General features: G+C 48.2%; 16 protein-coding genes. 11 read left to right on the top strand and 5 right to left on the bottom strand.

The annotated features are described in order from the left end of the window. Positions 1-27 precede the first annotated feature (27 nt). Positions 28-1,659 (top strand): ATP-binding protein, encoded by a 1,632-nt coding sequence (locus tag HPY31_RS16025; protein ID WP_483297063.1) that lies wholly within the window; start codon positions 28-30, stop codon positions 1,657-1,659. Then, positions 1,637-2,335 carry a response regulator gene (locus tag HPY31_RS16020; protein WP_172141515.1) on the top strand — a complete coding sequence of 233 codons (699 nt, stop codon included), beginning with the start codon at positions 1,637-1,639 and terminating at the stop codon, positions 2,333-2,335. Before HPY31_RS16025 ends, HPY31_RS16020 begins: the two co-directional genes overlap by 23 nt. A 362-nt stretch (positions 2,336-2,697) precedes the next feature. On the opposite strand, the gene trmB is transcribed toward HPY31_RS16020, so the two are convergent. Beyond that, positions 2,698-3,342, bottom strand: coding sequence for a tRNA (guanosine(46)-N7)-methyltransferase TrmB (trmB, locus tag HPY31_RS16015; protein ID WP_172141514.1), 645 nt, complete (start codon positions 3,340-3,342; stop codon positions 2,698-2,700). Between the two features lie 450 nt (positions 3,343-3,792). Between trmB and HPY31_RS16010 the strand changes: the two genes are divergently transcribed. Further along, positions 3,793-4,293: a C40 family peptidase gene (locus HPY31_RS16010; RefSeq protein WP_172141513.1), complete on the top strand. Its 501-nt coding sequence runs from the start codon at positions 3,793-3,795 to the stop codon at positions 4,291-4,293. Between the two features lie 105 nt (positions 4,294-4,398). Here HPY31_RS16010 and HPY31_RS16005 read toward each other — a convergent pair whose 3' ends face one another. The 3 genes from HPY31_RS16005 to ilvD all read right to left on the bottom strand — a co-directional run bounded on the left by HPY31_RS16005 (position 4,399) and on the right by ilvD (position 8,194). Beyond that, positions 4,399-5,658, bottom strand: coding sequence for an MFS transporter (locus tag HPY31_RS16005; RefSeq protein WP_172141512.1), 1,260 nt, complete (start codon positions 5,656-5,658; stop codon positions 4,399-4,401). A gap of 120 nt (positions 5,659-5,778) precedes the next feature. Beyond that, positions 5,779-6,381, bottom strand: coding sequence for an ArsR/SmtB family transcription factor (locus HPY31_RS16000; RefSeq protein WP_172141511.1), 603 nt, complete (start codon positions 6,379-6,381; stop codon positions 5,779-5,781). A 136-nt stretch (positions 6,382-6,517) separates the two neighbouring features. Continuing rightward, complete coding sequence (ilvD, locus tag HPY31_RS15995) at positions 6,518-8,194, bottom strand: dihydroxy-acid dehydratase (RefSeq protein WP_142497819.1); 1,677 nt, start codon at positions 8,192-8,194, stop codon at positions 6,518-6,520. A gap of 220 nt (positions 8,195-8,414) precedes the next feature. Here ilvD and HPY31_RS15990 point away from each other — a divergent pair, with 220 nt between their 5' ends. Next, positions 8,415-8,903 (top strand): PaaI family thioesterase, encoded by a 489-nt coding sequence (locus HPY31_RS15990; protein WP_016743022.1) that lies wholly within the window; start codon positions 8,415-8,417, stop codon positions 8,901-8,903. 47 nt (positions 8,904-8,950) lie between these two features. Here the strand turns inward: HPY31_RS15990 and HPY31_RS15985 are convergent, their stop codons facing one another. Beyond that, positions 8,951-9,328, bottom strand: coding sequence for a hypothetical protein (locus tag HPY31_RS15985; RefSeq protein ID WP_016743021.1), 378 nt, complete (start codon positions 9,326-9,328; stop codon positions 8,951-8,953). A 99-nt stretch (positions 9,329-9,427) separates the two neighbouring features. Between HPY31_RS15985 and HPY31_RS15980 the strand changes: the two genes are divergently transcribed. The 7 genes from HPY31_RS15980 (at position 9,428) to HPY31_RS15950 (ending at position 14,885) form a co-directional block, all read left to right on the top strand. Beyond that, positions 9,428-10,204 (top strand): inositol monophosphatase family protein, encoded by a 777-nt coding sequence (locus tag HPY31_RS15980; RefSeq protein ID WP_172141510.1) that lies wholly within the window; start codon positions 9,428-9,430, stop codon positions 10,202-10,204. Positions 10,205-10,313: 109 nt separating this feature from the next. Then, positions 10,314-10,760: a hypothetical protein gene (locus tag HPY31_RS15975; RefSeq protein WP_172141509.1), complete on the top strand. Its 447-nt coding sequence runs from the start codon at positions 10,314-10,316 to the stop codon at positions 10,758-10,760. A gap of 10 nt (positions 10,761-10,770) precedes the next feature. Beyond that, on the top strand, positions 10,771-11,025 hold the full coding sequence (locus tag HPY31_RS15970) for a hypothetical protein (protein ID WP_172141508.1): 255 nt from the start codon (positions 10,771-10,773) through the stop codon (positions 11,023-11,025). Between the two features lie 10 nt (positions 11,026-11,035). Next, a complete protein-coding gene (locus HPY31_RS15965; RefSeq protein WP_172141507.1) occupies positions 11,036-12,277 on the top strand; it encodes a glutathionylspermidine synthase family protein in 1,242 nt (413 codons plus the stop codon). A gap of 21 nt (positions 12,278-12,298) precedes the next feature. Next, on the top strand, positions 12,299-12,736 hold the full coding sequence (locus HPY31_RS15960; RefSeq protein ID WP_015892514.1) for a DUF350 domain-containing protein: 438 nt from the start codon (positions 12,299-12,301) through the stop codon (positions 12,734-12,736). Between the two features lie 146 nt (positions 12,737-12,882). Beyond that, positions 12,883-13,650: a potassium channel family protein gene (locus HPY31_RS15955; protein WP_172141506.1), complete on the top strand. Its 768-nt coding sequence runs from the start codon at positions 12,883-12,885 to the stop codon at positions 13,648-13,650. 422 nt (positions 13,651-14,072) lie between these two features. Further along, positions 14,073-14,885, top strand: a complete 813-nt coding sequence (locus HPY31_RS15950; protein WP_172141505.1) for a sirohydrochlorin chelatase — start codon at positions 14,073-14,075, stop codon at positions 14,883-14,885. Positions 14,886-14,994 lie beyond the last annotated feature (109 nt).

The raw sequence follows: 14,994 nt of genomic DNA, 5'->3' as shown, positions 1-14,994 counted from the left end.
ACAATGAGAAGAAGAGGAGGGAACGTTGTGCGTTTTCACAGCAAGCTGATGTTGATTATTTGTTCGCTCCTTTTTGGTGTGACGGTCATACTCGGTACAATGTTTGAGCAGATGCTGGCGGGCGTATTGGAGCATGAGATCGGGACGCGCGCACTGCATACCGCCAAGACCGTCGCGCAGATGTCCGAGATCAAACAGGCATTTGAAACAGAAGATCCCGCCAAGATTATCAATCCAATCGTGGAAAAAATACGCGTGGACACGAATGCGGCTTTTATCACAGTAGGAAATTTGCAAAGCATTCGCTATTCTCATCCTGATCCAGAGCAGATTGGCAAAAAGATGGTGGGAGGCGACAATGAGGCAGTATTTGAAGGGCAATCTATCATCTCTGAGACAGTCGGTTCGCTTGGCCCTGGACTCAGAGGAAAGACACCGATCTATGATGAGGAAGGAAAGGTGATGGGAGTCGTTTCGGTCGGCTTCTTGTTTGAGAATATAAATGAAACGATCGAATCGTATCGCAATCGAATCTTCGTCATTGGCATCGTCACCTTGCTCTTGGGTGTGGTGGCTACGCTCATTCTTTCACAAAATGTAAAGAAAGCCATATTTGGTTTGGAGCCTGAACAAATCGGGCGGTTGTATCAGGAAAATCAAGCCGTGCTGGAATCGATTCGCGAAGGCATTGTGGCAGTCAATAAGGATGGGGCGATCACACTCGCGAATCAGACCGCTCTCCATATGCTGGGGCAAGCGAAGGATAATGACAGGATCATGGACAAACAGGACGAACTGGTTCGGTCGTTGGGCCTTCATGAGGTGATTGAGACAGGGAAAGCCGAATTTGACCGCGAAACGAAAGTGGACGAGCACGTATTAGTGGTGAACCGGGTCCCGATTATGGATAAGGAGCGTCATGTTTTGGGAGCGGTAGCGAGCTTTCGTAATCGGTCCGAGCTGTTCGAGGTCACACAGGAGCTGTCACGAGTGAAGGAGTATGCGGAAGTGCTTCGTTCCCAGACGCACGAGTATTCCAACAAACTGCATCTCATATCAGGACTCATCCAGCTCGAATCGTATCAGGAAGCCATTGAAACGATCTCTTCTGAGTTGAATGTACATGTCCACAATACGACGTTTATTATGCAAGAAGTCCCCGACCCACTGATAGGGGGCTTGTTGCTCGGGAAGCTAAATCAAGCCAACGAACGCAAAGTAGAATTGAAAATTGATCCAGAAAGCAACTTCCGTGACATTCCTGCCTCGATTGATCGCTCACAGCTGATTGTCATTCTTGGCAATTTGATAGATAATGCGATGGACGCTGTAAAAGCTCCGGGTGCATTTGCACCAGAAATCACGATCTTTTTGCTCAATATGGAAGAGGTCCTGCTCATAGAGGTAGAGGATAGAGGGCCAGGCATCTCCGAAGAAAATGCTGAACGAATCTTTGAGTTGGGCTTCTCTACCAAACAACAGCCAAATCATGGCTACGGACTGCACTTAGTCAAACAAGCTGTTATTCATGTACACGGCAATATTACGCATACAGGTAATCCGGTAGGTGGAACCATTTTTACTGTGACGATCCCAAAGGATGCACACACGGCAGAACGGAAGGAGGCCGTACTAGATGATACGGGTACTCATTATTGAGGACGACCTGAGAATCGCAGAGGTAAACCGACGCTTCGTGGAAAAAGTGGAAGGGTACGAGGTGATTGGCATTGCCACGAATGGACAAGAGGCCAAAGACCAAATGGAAATTTTACAGCCCGATCTCGTGTTACTCGACATATATTTTCCAGATATGGACGGCCTCGATTTTTTGTCGATCATAAAGGAGCAGTTCCCTACAACGGATGTCATCATGCTGACAGCTGCCAAAGAAGTGAATGCGGTTGTAGAGGCGATCCGCTACGGCGTATTCGATTTTATTACCAAGCCGCTTATCTTTGCACGCCTGCAACAAACGTTACGGAATTATCAGGAGTTCAGGCAAAAGGTCAGTGATTGGAAAAAAGACACCGATCAGATCAGTCAAACCCAAATCGATGAACTCATTGCCCGGACAGGCCAAAAGAAGACACCCGAGACAAAGGCAGTCAAAGGAATTGATCAAATTACGCTGGACAAGATCTCTGGTTTTCTCATGCAGACGCATGAGGCCACAACGGATTTGGTCAGCAAAGAAACAGGCATCAGCCGTTCAACAGCAAGGCGATACCTCGAATATTTAGTAGCCAAAGGAGACGCCATCGCAGACCTTTCGTACGGAGTCGTCGGACGTCCAGAGCGCGTGTACAAAAGCGTCGGGCGACAAAAAGAATAAAAAAACCCTCCGCGCAATCAAGTAAGTTCCAAAGCTTACTTGAGAACGTGGAGGGTCTTTTTTTGGTAATTATGATTTTTCACAAGCATTTAGAAAGTTCCGATGAACCAACAAAAGCTGGTGAGAAGAAAAAGCGCAGGGCTCGCAGACCTTGACAACGCCTACTCAGTCGGAACTTCCAAAAGGGGACCACGCTTGTCGAACACTTCTTCCTTGAGAAACTTCCGCCCGTAGGGTGGCTTTGGATCGACGGTCCCCTTTTGGAAGTGGAGACGGCCAGTGAAATCCCCCTAGCGGGCGTGTCAGAGTCGAAGAGAACTGTGTTTTTTCTTCTCCTCCCCCATGTTGACTCAAACCCGGTTCTACTTAATCACACAGCTCGCTTCCACCCGATAAATACGCTGCCCACGAGACGAAAAGCGCTCCTCGTACTCCGTCATCACATTATCCGCCGCCAGCTTGGACTGGTGCAGGTCAAAGGTGATATTGCGCATCTGGAAGCGCTCCGCAGCAAATTGGTTGAGTGAAAACTCAAAAAGGTTCTCATTGTCTGTCTTCATATGAAGCTCACCGTCTGCCACAAGCACCTGACGATACGTGTTCAAGAAGCTTTTGTAAGTGAGACGGCGTTTCGCATGACGGGTTTTTGGCCACGGATCACTAAAGTTCAGATAGATGCGAGAAATTTCATGATCGGCAAACAACTCGGTCAACTTGGAAGCGTCGTACTGAACAAAAGCCAGATTCGGAATAGCTTTGTACTCCGTACGCTGAACAGCACGCAGAACGACCTCCGCCTTCAGTTCAACCGCAATGAAATTGATGTCAGGGTGACGCTCGGCCAATGTATTAATGAAACGTCCTTTTCCACAGCCGATCTCCATGTGAATCGGATTGTTATTCCCGAAGCGTTCCTTCCAATTCCCTTTATAGGAAAGGGGATTGTCTACGAACGTCGGATATTCTCTCAGGGCCGCTTCGGCACCTGGAATGTTACGCAGTCGCATATGTGCCTCCTTCAAAACGAACTCCTATCTACTTTACGATGACTCCCTGCTAGTTGCAAGTAGAGAGAGAAGAAAGAGAAGCGAGATTCCAGAGGCAGATTACGTGAAAAAAGGTGGGAATAGGGGTTTTTTGTAAAAGGCACTAGGACGAAAGTCGCATATAGCACGGATTTTAACATAGGAGGGCTGGATAAATTTTGCTAATTCGGGAGGGACATTCTGGCAAGAAAATAGACTGAAAATTTGAGGAATGCCTGTTAAATCAAGCGCGAAGGCGTCAAGCGGTAATCGTGTCCAGTTGAAAAAATCATTTTTGGCAAGTTTTTGGTAATTTCATAGTGTGTGGGCTTTGGTAAAGTAGAGAACAAGTGAGAGGTCAGCCAAACTTTGCATAAAATGGTCCCCTGTTGAACAGGGATCTTTTTCAAAAGAAAAGGGAGGATGAACAGCATGAAATTACATAAAGCCCTCATAGGAATCGTAATGGGAGTAGCATTGGGAGTCACAGCGATTGTCGCTCCGTTGCCAGGAGAGAAAAATGTAGCGGAGGCGGCATGGACGCAATCCAAGGCGGACAAAGTCATTGCCACGGGAAGAAAGTATATGGGTACTCCTTATAAATTCGGTGCGAGCAGCAATACCACAGCCGTTTTTGATTGCTCTTCCTTTACAAAGCGCGTATTTAAAGTCGCAGTCGGCAAGACCTTGCCACGCACTTCTCGCGATCAAGCCAAGGTAGGAACGAGTGTGTCCAAGTCGAACCTGAAAAAAGGAGACCTGGTGTTCTTCAAGGCGAGTAAAACGACGACGTCCAAACGGATCACACACGTGGCGATCTATGCAGGTAACAACAAACTCCTTCATACATATGGAAAACCAGGAGTGACGTATTCGACCTTTAAGGGCACGTCCTGGGAGAAGCGCTTCGTTTCGGCACGGCGAGTCTTGTAATCTACCCGTCTGGCTCTCTACTTACTAATACGTCTCGCACGCGGTAAAGTTGCGATGAGCGAATAAGCAAGTTTTGTAAATACGATAGGGAAGAGGGATGATCTATTACAGATCATCCCTCTTTGCAGACCAAGCATACTTTTGCCGCCAATAAATGAAACAGGAAGCAAGAAAGAGGGGGATGGAGGCAAGCAGCATCACTTCCTTGGCCGTAAGTCCGCATGCGATCAAAAGACTAGTCATCGCCTGGGAAATCGGTTGCAAGCCTAAAGAGGAGAGCGAGACCAAACTCATGACTTTCCCCAACGAGGCTTGTGGCACCTTTTCCTGAACAAAAGAGAGAATCGGAATATTAATGAGAGAAAACGTGACGCCGAGCGTAAATAGAATAAGCAAGCTGAGCCAGAACTGTTGAGTGAGACTAAAAGCAAAGAAGACAAGCGCTTGCATCATCATGAAAAGAAAGGCGATCTGCAACCTGTTTTGACCCAGTGTCGTGAGTGCGAGCATGATTGCCCCGGCAAGCATGCCAAAAGCGAGTGCCCCTTCCAAAAAGCTGTACTGTAGGGTAGAACCAGCTAACACCTGATCTACAAAAATCGGCAAGCCAATATATAAGGGGCCCATCAAAAATACGTTCAGGCAGATGATGGAGGTCAATAGCAAAGGAAGGAAATCCGATTGTTTGACATAACAGAAGCTTTCCTGTATAGATTCCTTGAGCCTTTGCTGTGGCTTGGAAAGAACAGCTGGTTCCTGTTTCGGCATGCACCATGCAGATACACTTGCAACCAGAAGAAGCAAGCCAACACAGCCGTATAAAAGGGGGTAACTTCCCCACTCAATTACAAAACCGGCAAGAACAGGACCGAGCAGTTGTGAGGTTTGGTTTGTCGTTTGTAGTACAGAATTCGCTCGCAAAAGGGAGGAAGAGGGTACGATTGAAGGTATGAACGAATTTTGAGCTGGCCAATAAAAGGCATCAATGGTACCGAAGAAGAGAGCGAACCAAATAAATAGCGCCAGCGAGGAATACCCCCACCAGATGATTCCTGCAAGCAACATTATCAAAAATGCTTTCAACATGCTTGTGATTGACAGGATTCTCTTTTTGCTCATCCGATCAGCGAGCGTTCCGCCTATCAGCATGAAGACGATCCTGGGAATGGTTGCCGCCATAAATACGAGGCCTAATGAGGCCTCTTGAGATAAAACCTGGATGATATACCAGGTTTGCGAGAAAAGAAAGAGTGAGATACTGAGCCCGGAACAAAGGCTGGACAGCCAAAGAAGGGTAAAAGGTTTCGTAAACAAGCGGGATGTATCCGCTGAGGGAAGGCTAGATTGCTTGGGGACAGCTTCCATGGAAATCCACTCTCCTTATTATTAACCGGTTAAGAAATATTAACCGTGTGTCCGAAAGAAAAACCTACTCGAATAGGTTTTTCATACACATGTGGACTCATCGTATTACAGGTTCCTTTGTTACTCCTGTGCATCCTTTTTAAATAACGGTTCATCAATTTGAAATCCCGTAATCATCAGGTAGTAATCCTGCTTCGAAGATGGGTCATCCAGGGAGCTTTGCTGCAATTCGTGGAGTAGGCTCCGGTATTTTTGCAAAAAGGACACAAACGCTTGCTCACTGACTCTGACTTCAGACTGTAGGGAGATGCGCGGCCAGTTCTCGACTTCCGTTGATGTCAGTGCAAAGGCTTCTTCAGGAGCACTGAGCGCTCTTGTTTTCGCCCGTTGCAATACTTCGACATAGGATTGTCTGGTAGCCTCCTTCGACTCCGTATACGTGAGCAGATGATCAGCGGGTATGAAGCCTCTTGCCACCGCCTGATAGTATTTGAGAATGTTGCCGCCCTTCTCTTCCTTTTTAACCAACTGGATGATGCCATGCTTCTCCAACTCACGCAGGTGGTACAGGATCTTCGCACGAGACAGTCCAAAAAGCTGGGAAAGCTGTTGCCCCGTGTGCGGCTTTTCCACCAGATGCATCAGCATTTTCGTGCGTAACGGGTCACTGATCACTTTTAGCTGATCGTAGTTTTCGATGATAAAAATCGACTTTTGCTCCAATATGCATCACAATCCTTTTAACCAGTTAAAATTTATTAACTTGATTGTAAGAGGGAATAGATGGAAAAGTCAATACAAAAACCCTTCCTGCGTGACGGTGATTCACAAAGGAAGGGCTTTGCCTTTACTAGCAATACTAGATTTTCAAAATACCACCCATGCTCGCATTCGTTACTAGCTTGGAGTAACGAGCCAGATAGCCTGTTTTTACCTTCGGCTCGAATTCTTTCCAGCCTTCTTTGCGGCGAGCCAGCTCGGCTTCATCCACGAGCAATTGCATCGTGCGCTCCTCGAGGTCAATCGAGATGATATCTCCGTCCTGTACGAAGGCAATTGGACCGCCTTCTGCGGCTTCTGGAGACACGTGACCGATACTGATTCCGCGAGAAGCACCGGAGAAGCGTCCGTCTGTAACGAGCGCGACTTCTTTACCGAGGCCCATACCCACGATTTGTGAGGTAGGAGCCAGCATTTCTGGCATGCCTGGTCCGCCTTTAGGACCCTCATAGCGGATGACGACAACATGACCAGATTTGATTTTGCCAGCAGCGATTCCTGCCAGAGCTTCCTCTTGGGAGTCGAAGCAGATGGCTGGACCTTCGTGCTTTTTAATAGAAGGATCGACACCGCCTGTTTTGATAATCGAGCCTTGTTCCGCCAGGTTACCGAACAGAACAGCGAGACCGCCAGAAGCGCTGTACGGGTTGTCGAGGCGACGAATGACTTGATCGTTTTTGATTTCAGCGTCAGCAATGTTTTCACCAAGGGTTTTGCCCGTGACTGTGATACGGTCTGGATGGATCGCGCCTGCTTTTTTCGCGATTTCTTTCAGAACCGCAGATACGCCGCCTGCCTCGTGGCAATCCTCGATATGATAGTCGGAGGAAGGAGCCAGCTTGCAAATATGTGGAATGCGCTTTGCTACTTCGTTGATGCGCTCGATTGGGTATTCGATACCTGCTTCTTGTGCGATAGCCAGTGTATGGAGAACGGTATTGGTTGACCCGCCCATCGCCATGTCGAGAGCGAATGCATCGTCGATTGCCTCGAGTGTCACGATGTCGCGTGGCTTAATGTCGCGTTCAATCAGATTTTTCAGTTTTTCAGCAGATGATTGTACCAGCTCGCGACGTTCAGGAGAGACAGCGAGTACGGTACCGTTGCCTGGCAGAGCCAATCCGATGGCTTCGAGCAGACAGTTCATCGAATTCGCTGTAAACATACCGGAACAGGAACCGCAAGTCGGGCATCCATATTGCTCCAGCTCTTCGAGTTGCTGGTCGTTGATCAAGCCTGCTTGGTGAGCGCCGACACCCTCGAATACGGAGGAAAGCGAGATGGAGCGGCCATCACTCGTTTTTCCGGCTTTCATAGGACCACCGGTTACAAATACGGTTGGAATGTTGACACGAAGCGCACCCATGATCATCCCAGGCGTGATCTTGTCACAGTTTGGAATACAGATCATGCCATCAAACCAGTGAGCAGCGACAACGGTTTCCAAGCTATCTGCGATGATCTCGCGGCTCGGGAGGGAGTAGCGCATCCCGATATGTCCCATAGCGATTCCGTCGTCAACACCAATCGTATTGAATTCGAATGGAACCATGCCAGCAGCGCGAACGGCTTCCTTGACCAGTTTTCCAAACTCCTGCAAGTGCACGTGACCTGGAATAATGTCGATGTACGAGTTGCAAATAGCGATAAACGGTTTATCGAAATCCTCATCCTTTACACCTGCTGCACGAAGCAAGCTGCGGTGTGGTGCGCGGTCGAATCCTTTTTTGATCATATCACTTCGTTGTCTGGCCAATTTGAAAAACTCCCTTCCAATACGGATCATGCCTGTCTTATGTTTTGAACTATCTTATCAATTTTTAATTACAGAAACAACCGTAAAAGTCTGAACATTCGCTCAGCCCAGGCTAGTTCGGACAGCTGCTCTCGATGGGCTACGTTTAGGAATCATAGCGAAATCAGCTTGTTTGGGATAAAATAGAAGAATCGACTCTATTTCGTTTGGAGTGAACAAAATGTTAGATGAGTTAAAAAACATCTGGTCAGACGGGAATGAAGAGGAGCGTCGCATTCTCGAGCTGGCTGTTGCTGCCATTCATCAAAAGCGGGAACGGAATAGCGCCTTTATCTCTGGGTTTCTCGGATTAAAAGGAGAGTTCATAGACGAAGAAAGACAGTCTTATCGCTTTGAATTGCCAACGACCCCTTTTATGCACAATTCAGGGGGAGTTGTTCATGGAGGAATTCTTGCGACCTTGATTGATTCAGCGATGGGCTCCTTGATCAATCGGTCCTTGCCACCCGATCAGTATGCAGTGACGACAGAGCTAAAGCTCAATTATTTGCTTCCGGGAAAAGGGGAGCGACTGCGCGCTGAAGCGAGCTTTTTGCATCGCGGACACACATTGGTCGTCATGGAGGGCAGTGTTTACGATGATCGGGATAGGCGGGTCGCCCACGGAACAGGAACGTTCATTGTTCTCACCAGAAATGGACGAAAATAAAAAAACCTCGCTTCCCATCAAAAAGGTGGGAGCGAGGGGTGACGGCGTTATTTAATGACAACGAGACCGCTGTATTCCGAGATATAGGTGAGCATTTTGGTGGAAAGCGGCACGATAAACTCCATGTCTTCTTTTTCGGCGATGCCGGATCGCGAAACTATCCGCGCCCACTTGGCCGTCAGCTTGTAGTAATCGGAACCAAACGAGGCGTGAACTGTCTCACTCCGATGCCGAAACGTGACTGGGCTTGTGTCCAGCTTCATCGGGACCATGCTGATGATATCCTGCAAAAACAAATGGTAGGTCGTGTGTGGCTTGAAAAAAACGAGCTCCTTTGTGGTGACAGAGAAGCCGTAGCTATTGTTCATTTGGGTGAATTTGAGTTCACCTTCCATATTTTTCAGCCGAATGAAGTCGGTGTTCATGTTTATCCCCCTCCTTCGGGTATCTCTCTATGATAGTAATCTTTCCTATACAAGTGCAAGTGAAAGGTTGTTCCAAACGTTATAAAGGAGCGAAATGTCATGATCGAAATTGCAAAAGAAGCAGCAAGTGTCGCGGGTGCGTTTTTGAAGGAACGTTTTCTCGAACAGCTCGTGCCCGATGAGGAATTGCATAACGACGTGAAGCTGCCAGAGGATAAAGGCAGTGAACAGCGCATCATTGAGGTACTGCATCGCCACTTCCCGACACATACTATTTTTTCTGAAGAGGCTGGAATGGTTTCCCGTGAGGAAGAGTATTTGTGGATTATCGACCCTTTAGATGGAACGAATAACTATTTTATCGGCTATCCGTATTTCTCGATCTCGATTGCGTTGCAGCACAAGGGCGAGCTGGTGCTGGGCGTTGTCTACAATCCGGTAGCAGGTCAAATGTTTTGGGCGGAAAAAGGAAAAGGAGCCTATTTGAACGGAAAACGATTGAGCGTCAACAACCGCCAAGACCTCACACGTGCAGTCGGGACATACATCCGTGGACGCAACACGGTAACGAAGGAAGAAGAGATGGCTTTTACGGAACCGTTTGTATTCCAGACCAAGCGTCTCATGCGAAATATTGCGCCTGCACTGGATTGGTGCTTGCTGGCAAACGGATGGCTCGATTATATCGTGATGCAACGCTCCAATATTATGGATGTGGCTGCCGGAATTGTGATCGCCCAAGAGGCGGGTGCAACGATTACGGACTGGTCTGGAAAGCCGTATCAGCATGAACCATTCCAACAGGATCACACTCCTTCATTCGTGGCGAGCAACGGACATTTGCATGAAACCATTCGCGGTATGATTCGACAGTAACGGGAACAAAAGAAGCAGGACTTATGTCGTGCAACCAAATGTTTCGGCTCACGTATAAAAAAGTTGCGAATGATTTGTTATTCTGGGATAGGTAAAAGAGGTGAGAAAAATGGCACGATTGGAATATCGACTGCTGGATGAGGCGAGGGGATACCCTGTTCAGTTTTACTATGACAACGTGGACAAAGATGAGGTCTCCTTGCGTTTCGCTTGCGATTATTTGGTGAAAGGGCATGTCGTTTATGAAAAGACGTCCTGTGCAATCGAAAACGGCACGTATGTCATTTACGTCAAGCGCTCAACAGAAGAGCAAGCTGTCGATTATGCGGAGGCTGTGTCTGCACGCTGGGGCAGCATCCAGATCGAAATGCGTGAATATCAAGAAAATGCAAGCGTTTATCCGCTCGTAGACACGTTTTATTTCAAGGACGATGACGATGCGCTCTTGCATTTGCAAAGTGACTACTTGTATGTGAATGGACGCGAATGGGAGAAGACATCGGCCGAGGTGGATGAAGATCGGCAGGTTTATGTTTACTACGCGAAGCCAGTGTAGGAGGAAGAAAATGGCACAAACGAAATCGAAGAAAGTAGTCGGTCTGTTCGTCGCAGCTGCACTTGCGGTCAGCGGTTGTTCTTCCGAGGACGACTATGATGATTGCTACGATAACGACAATGACGGCTATTGTGACGATAGCAGTAGTGGGGGTTCGAGCTCTACTTACAGGTCTTACAAGAGCAAATCTGGAGTATCGAGTGGGATAAGCACGAGCAGCTCCAAGGGCGGTATCGGCAGCTCGGGCTATTCCAGCTCCGGGTGAGGTGAGGGAAATGGAAGCCCATAACCAACGAGAACGTGAGGCGCTGTACGGCCCGATGCGGGAAGAGGGCGTATTTACCTGGGATTGGATGTATGGCGAGGAGTATGCGCTATATGATATCCACTTGATCTCTCCCGCTTTTCGAGAAGAAATCGCGATGGCAACCGAGCGGCTTGGGCAAATCTTTACCAAGGTCGTTCCCGTATTGCAGCGTGCAGAGGACTCCCTGTTATTAGAATTAGGAGTGCCAAAGCAGGCATTGCAGGCAGTCAGGATCGTCGTTTCCCAGACTGTGCCGACTGTGATTGGACGCTTTGATTTTGCCCAGACGACAGAAGGATTGAAGATGCTCGAGTGCAACAGCGATACCCCTACCGGAATCGTCGAGGCTTTTTATGTGAACGGCCGTGCTTGTCGCCATTTCTTGCGTGAGGACCCGAATGAACGGATGGAGCGGCAGTTGCGTTCAGCATTCAGCAAGGTGCTCGACGCCTATCGGGCACAAGGCTATGATACAGATTCTATCTGGTTTAGCTCGCTCGACTGGCATGAGGAAGACAAGGGAACGACGTTGTACTTACTGGACCAATCAGGTCTGTCTGCGCGGTTTGCCGCTTTGGAGCATTTGCGTGTTTGGCAAGATCGTCTCTATGTAAAGGAGAATGAGGAGCTATTGCCAGTCGATGTGCTGTACCGCCTGCATGCTTTGGAAAAACTGGCGGTAGAACAGGATGAAGATGGGTATCCGACTGGTGAGCATGTGCTTTCGCTGATTGCCCGCAAAAAGCTGGCCATTATTAATCCTCCTTCTGCGTTTCTCATTCAGACGAAGGCTTTGCAGGCGCTCATCTGGAACTTGCATGAGGCCAATGAGTTTTTCACCGAAGAAGAGCACGCGATCATCGAAGCTTACATGCTGCCGACTTATTTTGAAAATCGGTTTGCAGGCAGGGAGGACTACGTCACGAAGCCGATTTTTGGGCGGGAAGGTGGCGGTGTCATGCTGTTTGCATCAGATGGTACGCTGCAAGAGAAGGATCAGGAAGAGTTTTACTGGGAGCAGCCGATGATTTATCAGAAACGGGTAGAGCTTCCAGAGATAACGGTTCAGACGATGAAGGGAGCATATGCTGGACGGCTGCTCTGGGGGTCCTTTTGGATCGGTACAGAGGCATCGGCTATTGTAGCTCGTGTCGGGGGACCGATAACAAACAACCTATCCTATTATTTGCCGGTCGGCATAGACAAGTAGTGAAAGGAGAGGACAACGTACATGTTGGGACAATTGGATTACGTAGTAAACTTTTTAGCGTATTTGGCAGTGACCATTCCCATATTGGCTGTAGGGATTTTTGTGTTTACGATTACGACTCCTTACAAGGAGTTTGATCTGATCAAGCAGGGAGCACAGACTGATGATCCGAAGAAAATGGCAGCGGCAAAAGCAGCCTCGCACGATTTGGGAGGGAAAATCATCGGTTTGGCAATCGTCCTCGCTTCGGCTGTATACCACTCGGTTAACTTGTGGGATTTGGTCATTTGGGGTATTGTAGGAATGGTATTTCAAGTCATCGTTTTTTATTTGTTCGAATGGATCACACCATTTAAAGTCGTGTCTGAAATTCCGAACGGAAACGTATCCGTCGGTATTTTCGCTTCGCGGTTGAGTATTGCCGCGGGCTTGTTGATGGCTGCGCTGATCAGTTACTAAGCATGGAAAGAGGCGTTCACCTTCGAAGTCTGGTGCTCATGTAGGTTCTCTACATTTGGCTCCTCCCGCTTCAGGTTTCCGCCTCTTTTTCGATGCGAAAGCGATCATATTTTGATAGGCACTTATGAGCACAGGGAGGAGTCTTTTTGTTCTGGCGCGTCATGTATGAGATTTTTATCATTATGCTAGTGATTACGTATGCGATTCTGTTGTTCGCAGACTTCTCTAATCATCCTCTCTTGACGGATGAACTGATGGACAAGGTAGACACTTGGCTGATTATCATGCTGATTGTCGAGTATTTGGTCAGGTTATGGAAGGCAAAAGACAAGCGGAAATTCGTTTTGGCCAACTGGTTCGATCTGATTGCAATGATTCCATTGGACTCTTATTTGTATTTAGCCAGAATTATGCGCGTGCTTCGGCTGGTGCGTATCGTGCGCGCTTCGCCGTTTTTGTTGGGAATCATTCGTTCAGGTCCGATGCGTCAAGTATTTGGTGTCGTCACGATTATCATGCTGTGGAGCTCGACTGCGATTTATTTGCTGGAATACGGTGTAAACGAGAATATCAAAAGCTTCCCTGATGCGTTGTGGTGGTCGATTGTGACAACTACGACAGTCGGCTACGGTGATATTTCGCCTGTGACCTCAGGTGGAAGGATTATGGCCGCGATCTTGATGATCACGGGGATCGGAATGCTGGGAGCCTTGACGGCAAACTTTGCTACGCATTGGACAGAGACACATGAAAGCAAAAGCCCAGATGAGAAAGATCGCTTGACCGAAGAGATCAAAAAGCAGACGATCACAAATATCCGACAGATCGAAAACTTGACCGAGCGAGAGTATGAGACGCTCAAAGAAAGTATGGATTTGCTGTATCGTCGAACGAGGAAAAAGAGTGAGGAATAAGCGGAGAGCTGTCATGCATTAGGCCTGACAGCTTTTTTCTTCTCCATTTTGAATCACTTTCATAATGTTTACAAAAGCTGCGTAGGAAGAAGTTCATTTCCAGTCCAAGCGCCTCTGGAGCCCGACTAAGCGTAGGAATAAATGGCGGGGAATTTAAGCTTCACTTATGGAATACCTCTCTGAAACGTCTACGTTTGAAGCGCTCCCGCCATTTATTCCGAAGCGGACAGTCAATCCCCCTAGCAGGGCGTAGGCCGAAGCGCAGCCTGGAAATGAACTTCTTCCCTCACCTATAGCAACGTCCCAAACAGTATGTTCAAGTGAAATATGATTTTGTTATTGACGAGGCAATCCATCCCAATTATAATTCCGAGTAAACATATATGAATTACAAAATAAAGGTTGGATAAAGGGGTTATCCGATGGCGAAAACAGCGGTTTTGGTAATTGCTCACGGTTCACCCGATCCTGACTGGTTGGCGTTGGTGGAATCAGCCGTAGGGCAGTGCCGCACTGATTTGCCAATTCGGGTAGCTTACTTGGGAGGAGTGGAAGGACGAAGCATCAGCGATGAAGTGAATCGTCTGGAAGCATCAGGAGCCACAACAATTGTCGTCGTTCCCCTATTCGCCACGGCAGGAAGCAATCACGTAGGGGAAATCCGGGCGATGCTTGGACTAGACCCATGGCCTACAGGAGAGACAGACCTGATTCGCGTTCCGGTTCAGGCAAGAATTCTCTGGTGTCCGCCATTGGAGGATCACGGAAACGTCGAGCAGATCGTAGCAGAGCGAATAGCAGGTCTATCACGCTTGCCTAGTCAGGAGGCTTTGTTGCTCGTCGGGCACGGCAGTGACTTGCCTGGATGTCATGAGCGCTGGGAAAAGCTGCTCTTGCGCCTGACATTCCGCTTGCAAAACCGCTACCAATTTGCCGCTGCCGGATATGCGACACTGAGACCCGATACACTGTACGAACAAGCCTGTTCACTGGCACAAAAAGGGGATGTCCTCGTGCTTCCTTTGTTCGTCAGCCAGGGCTACTTCACACGACAAGCAATCCCGAAACGGCTCGCAGGCTTGGCTTATCGCTATGAGGGCAGTGCGTACTTGCCCCATCCACTAATTGCGGACTGGATGAACCAATCGATTCGAATGGCATTGGTAACGGACATCTTTACACAAAGGAGCATGTACGAGCATGGCAGAGAAAAAGCAGTGGAAGTGGGCTGCTGATTGGAAAAGAAGCCGCTCGGACCAAGGATTCGGGTTCGTAGTGGAAACCTCTACGTTTGCTTAAAACAGCCAAGACTCTTCCTGTGAAGGAACAATGCAGCAAGGAGGA

This window comes from Brevibacillus sp. HB1.3, from assembly GCF_013186635.1.
GTDB classification, from domain to species: domain Bacteria; phylum Bacillota; class Bacilli; order Brevibacillales; family Brevibacillaceae; genus Brevibacillus; species Brevibacillus brevis_D.
This window is presented reverse-complemented; position numbering and strand designations above follow the sequence as displayed.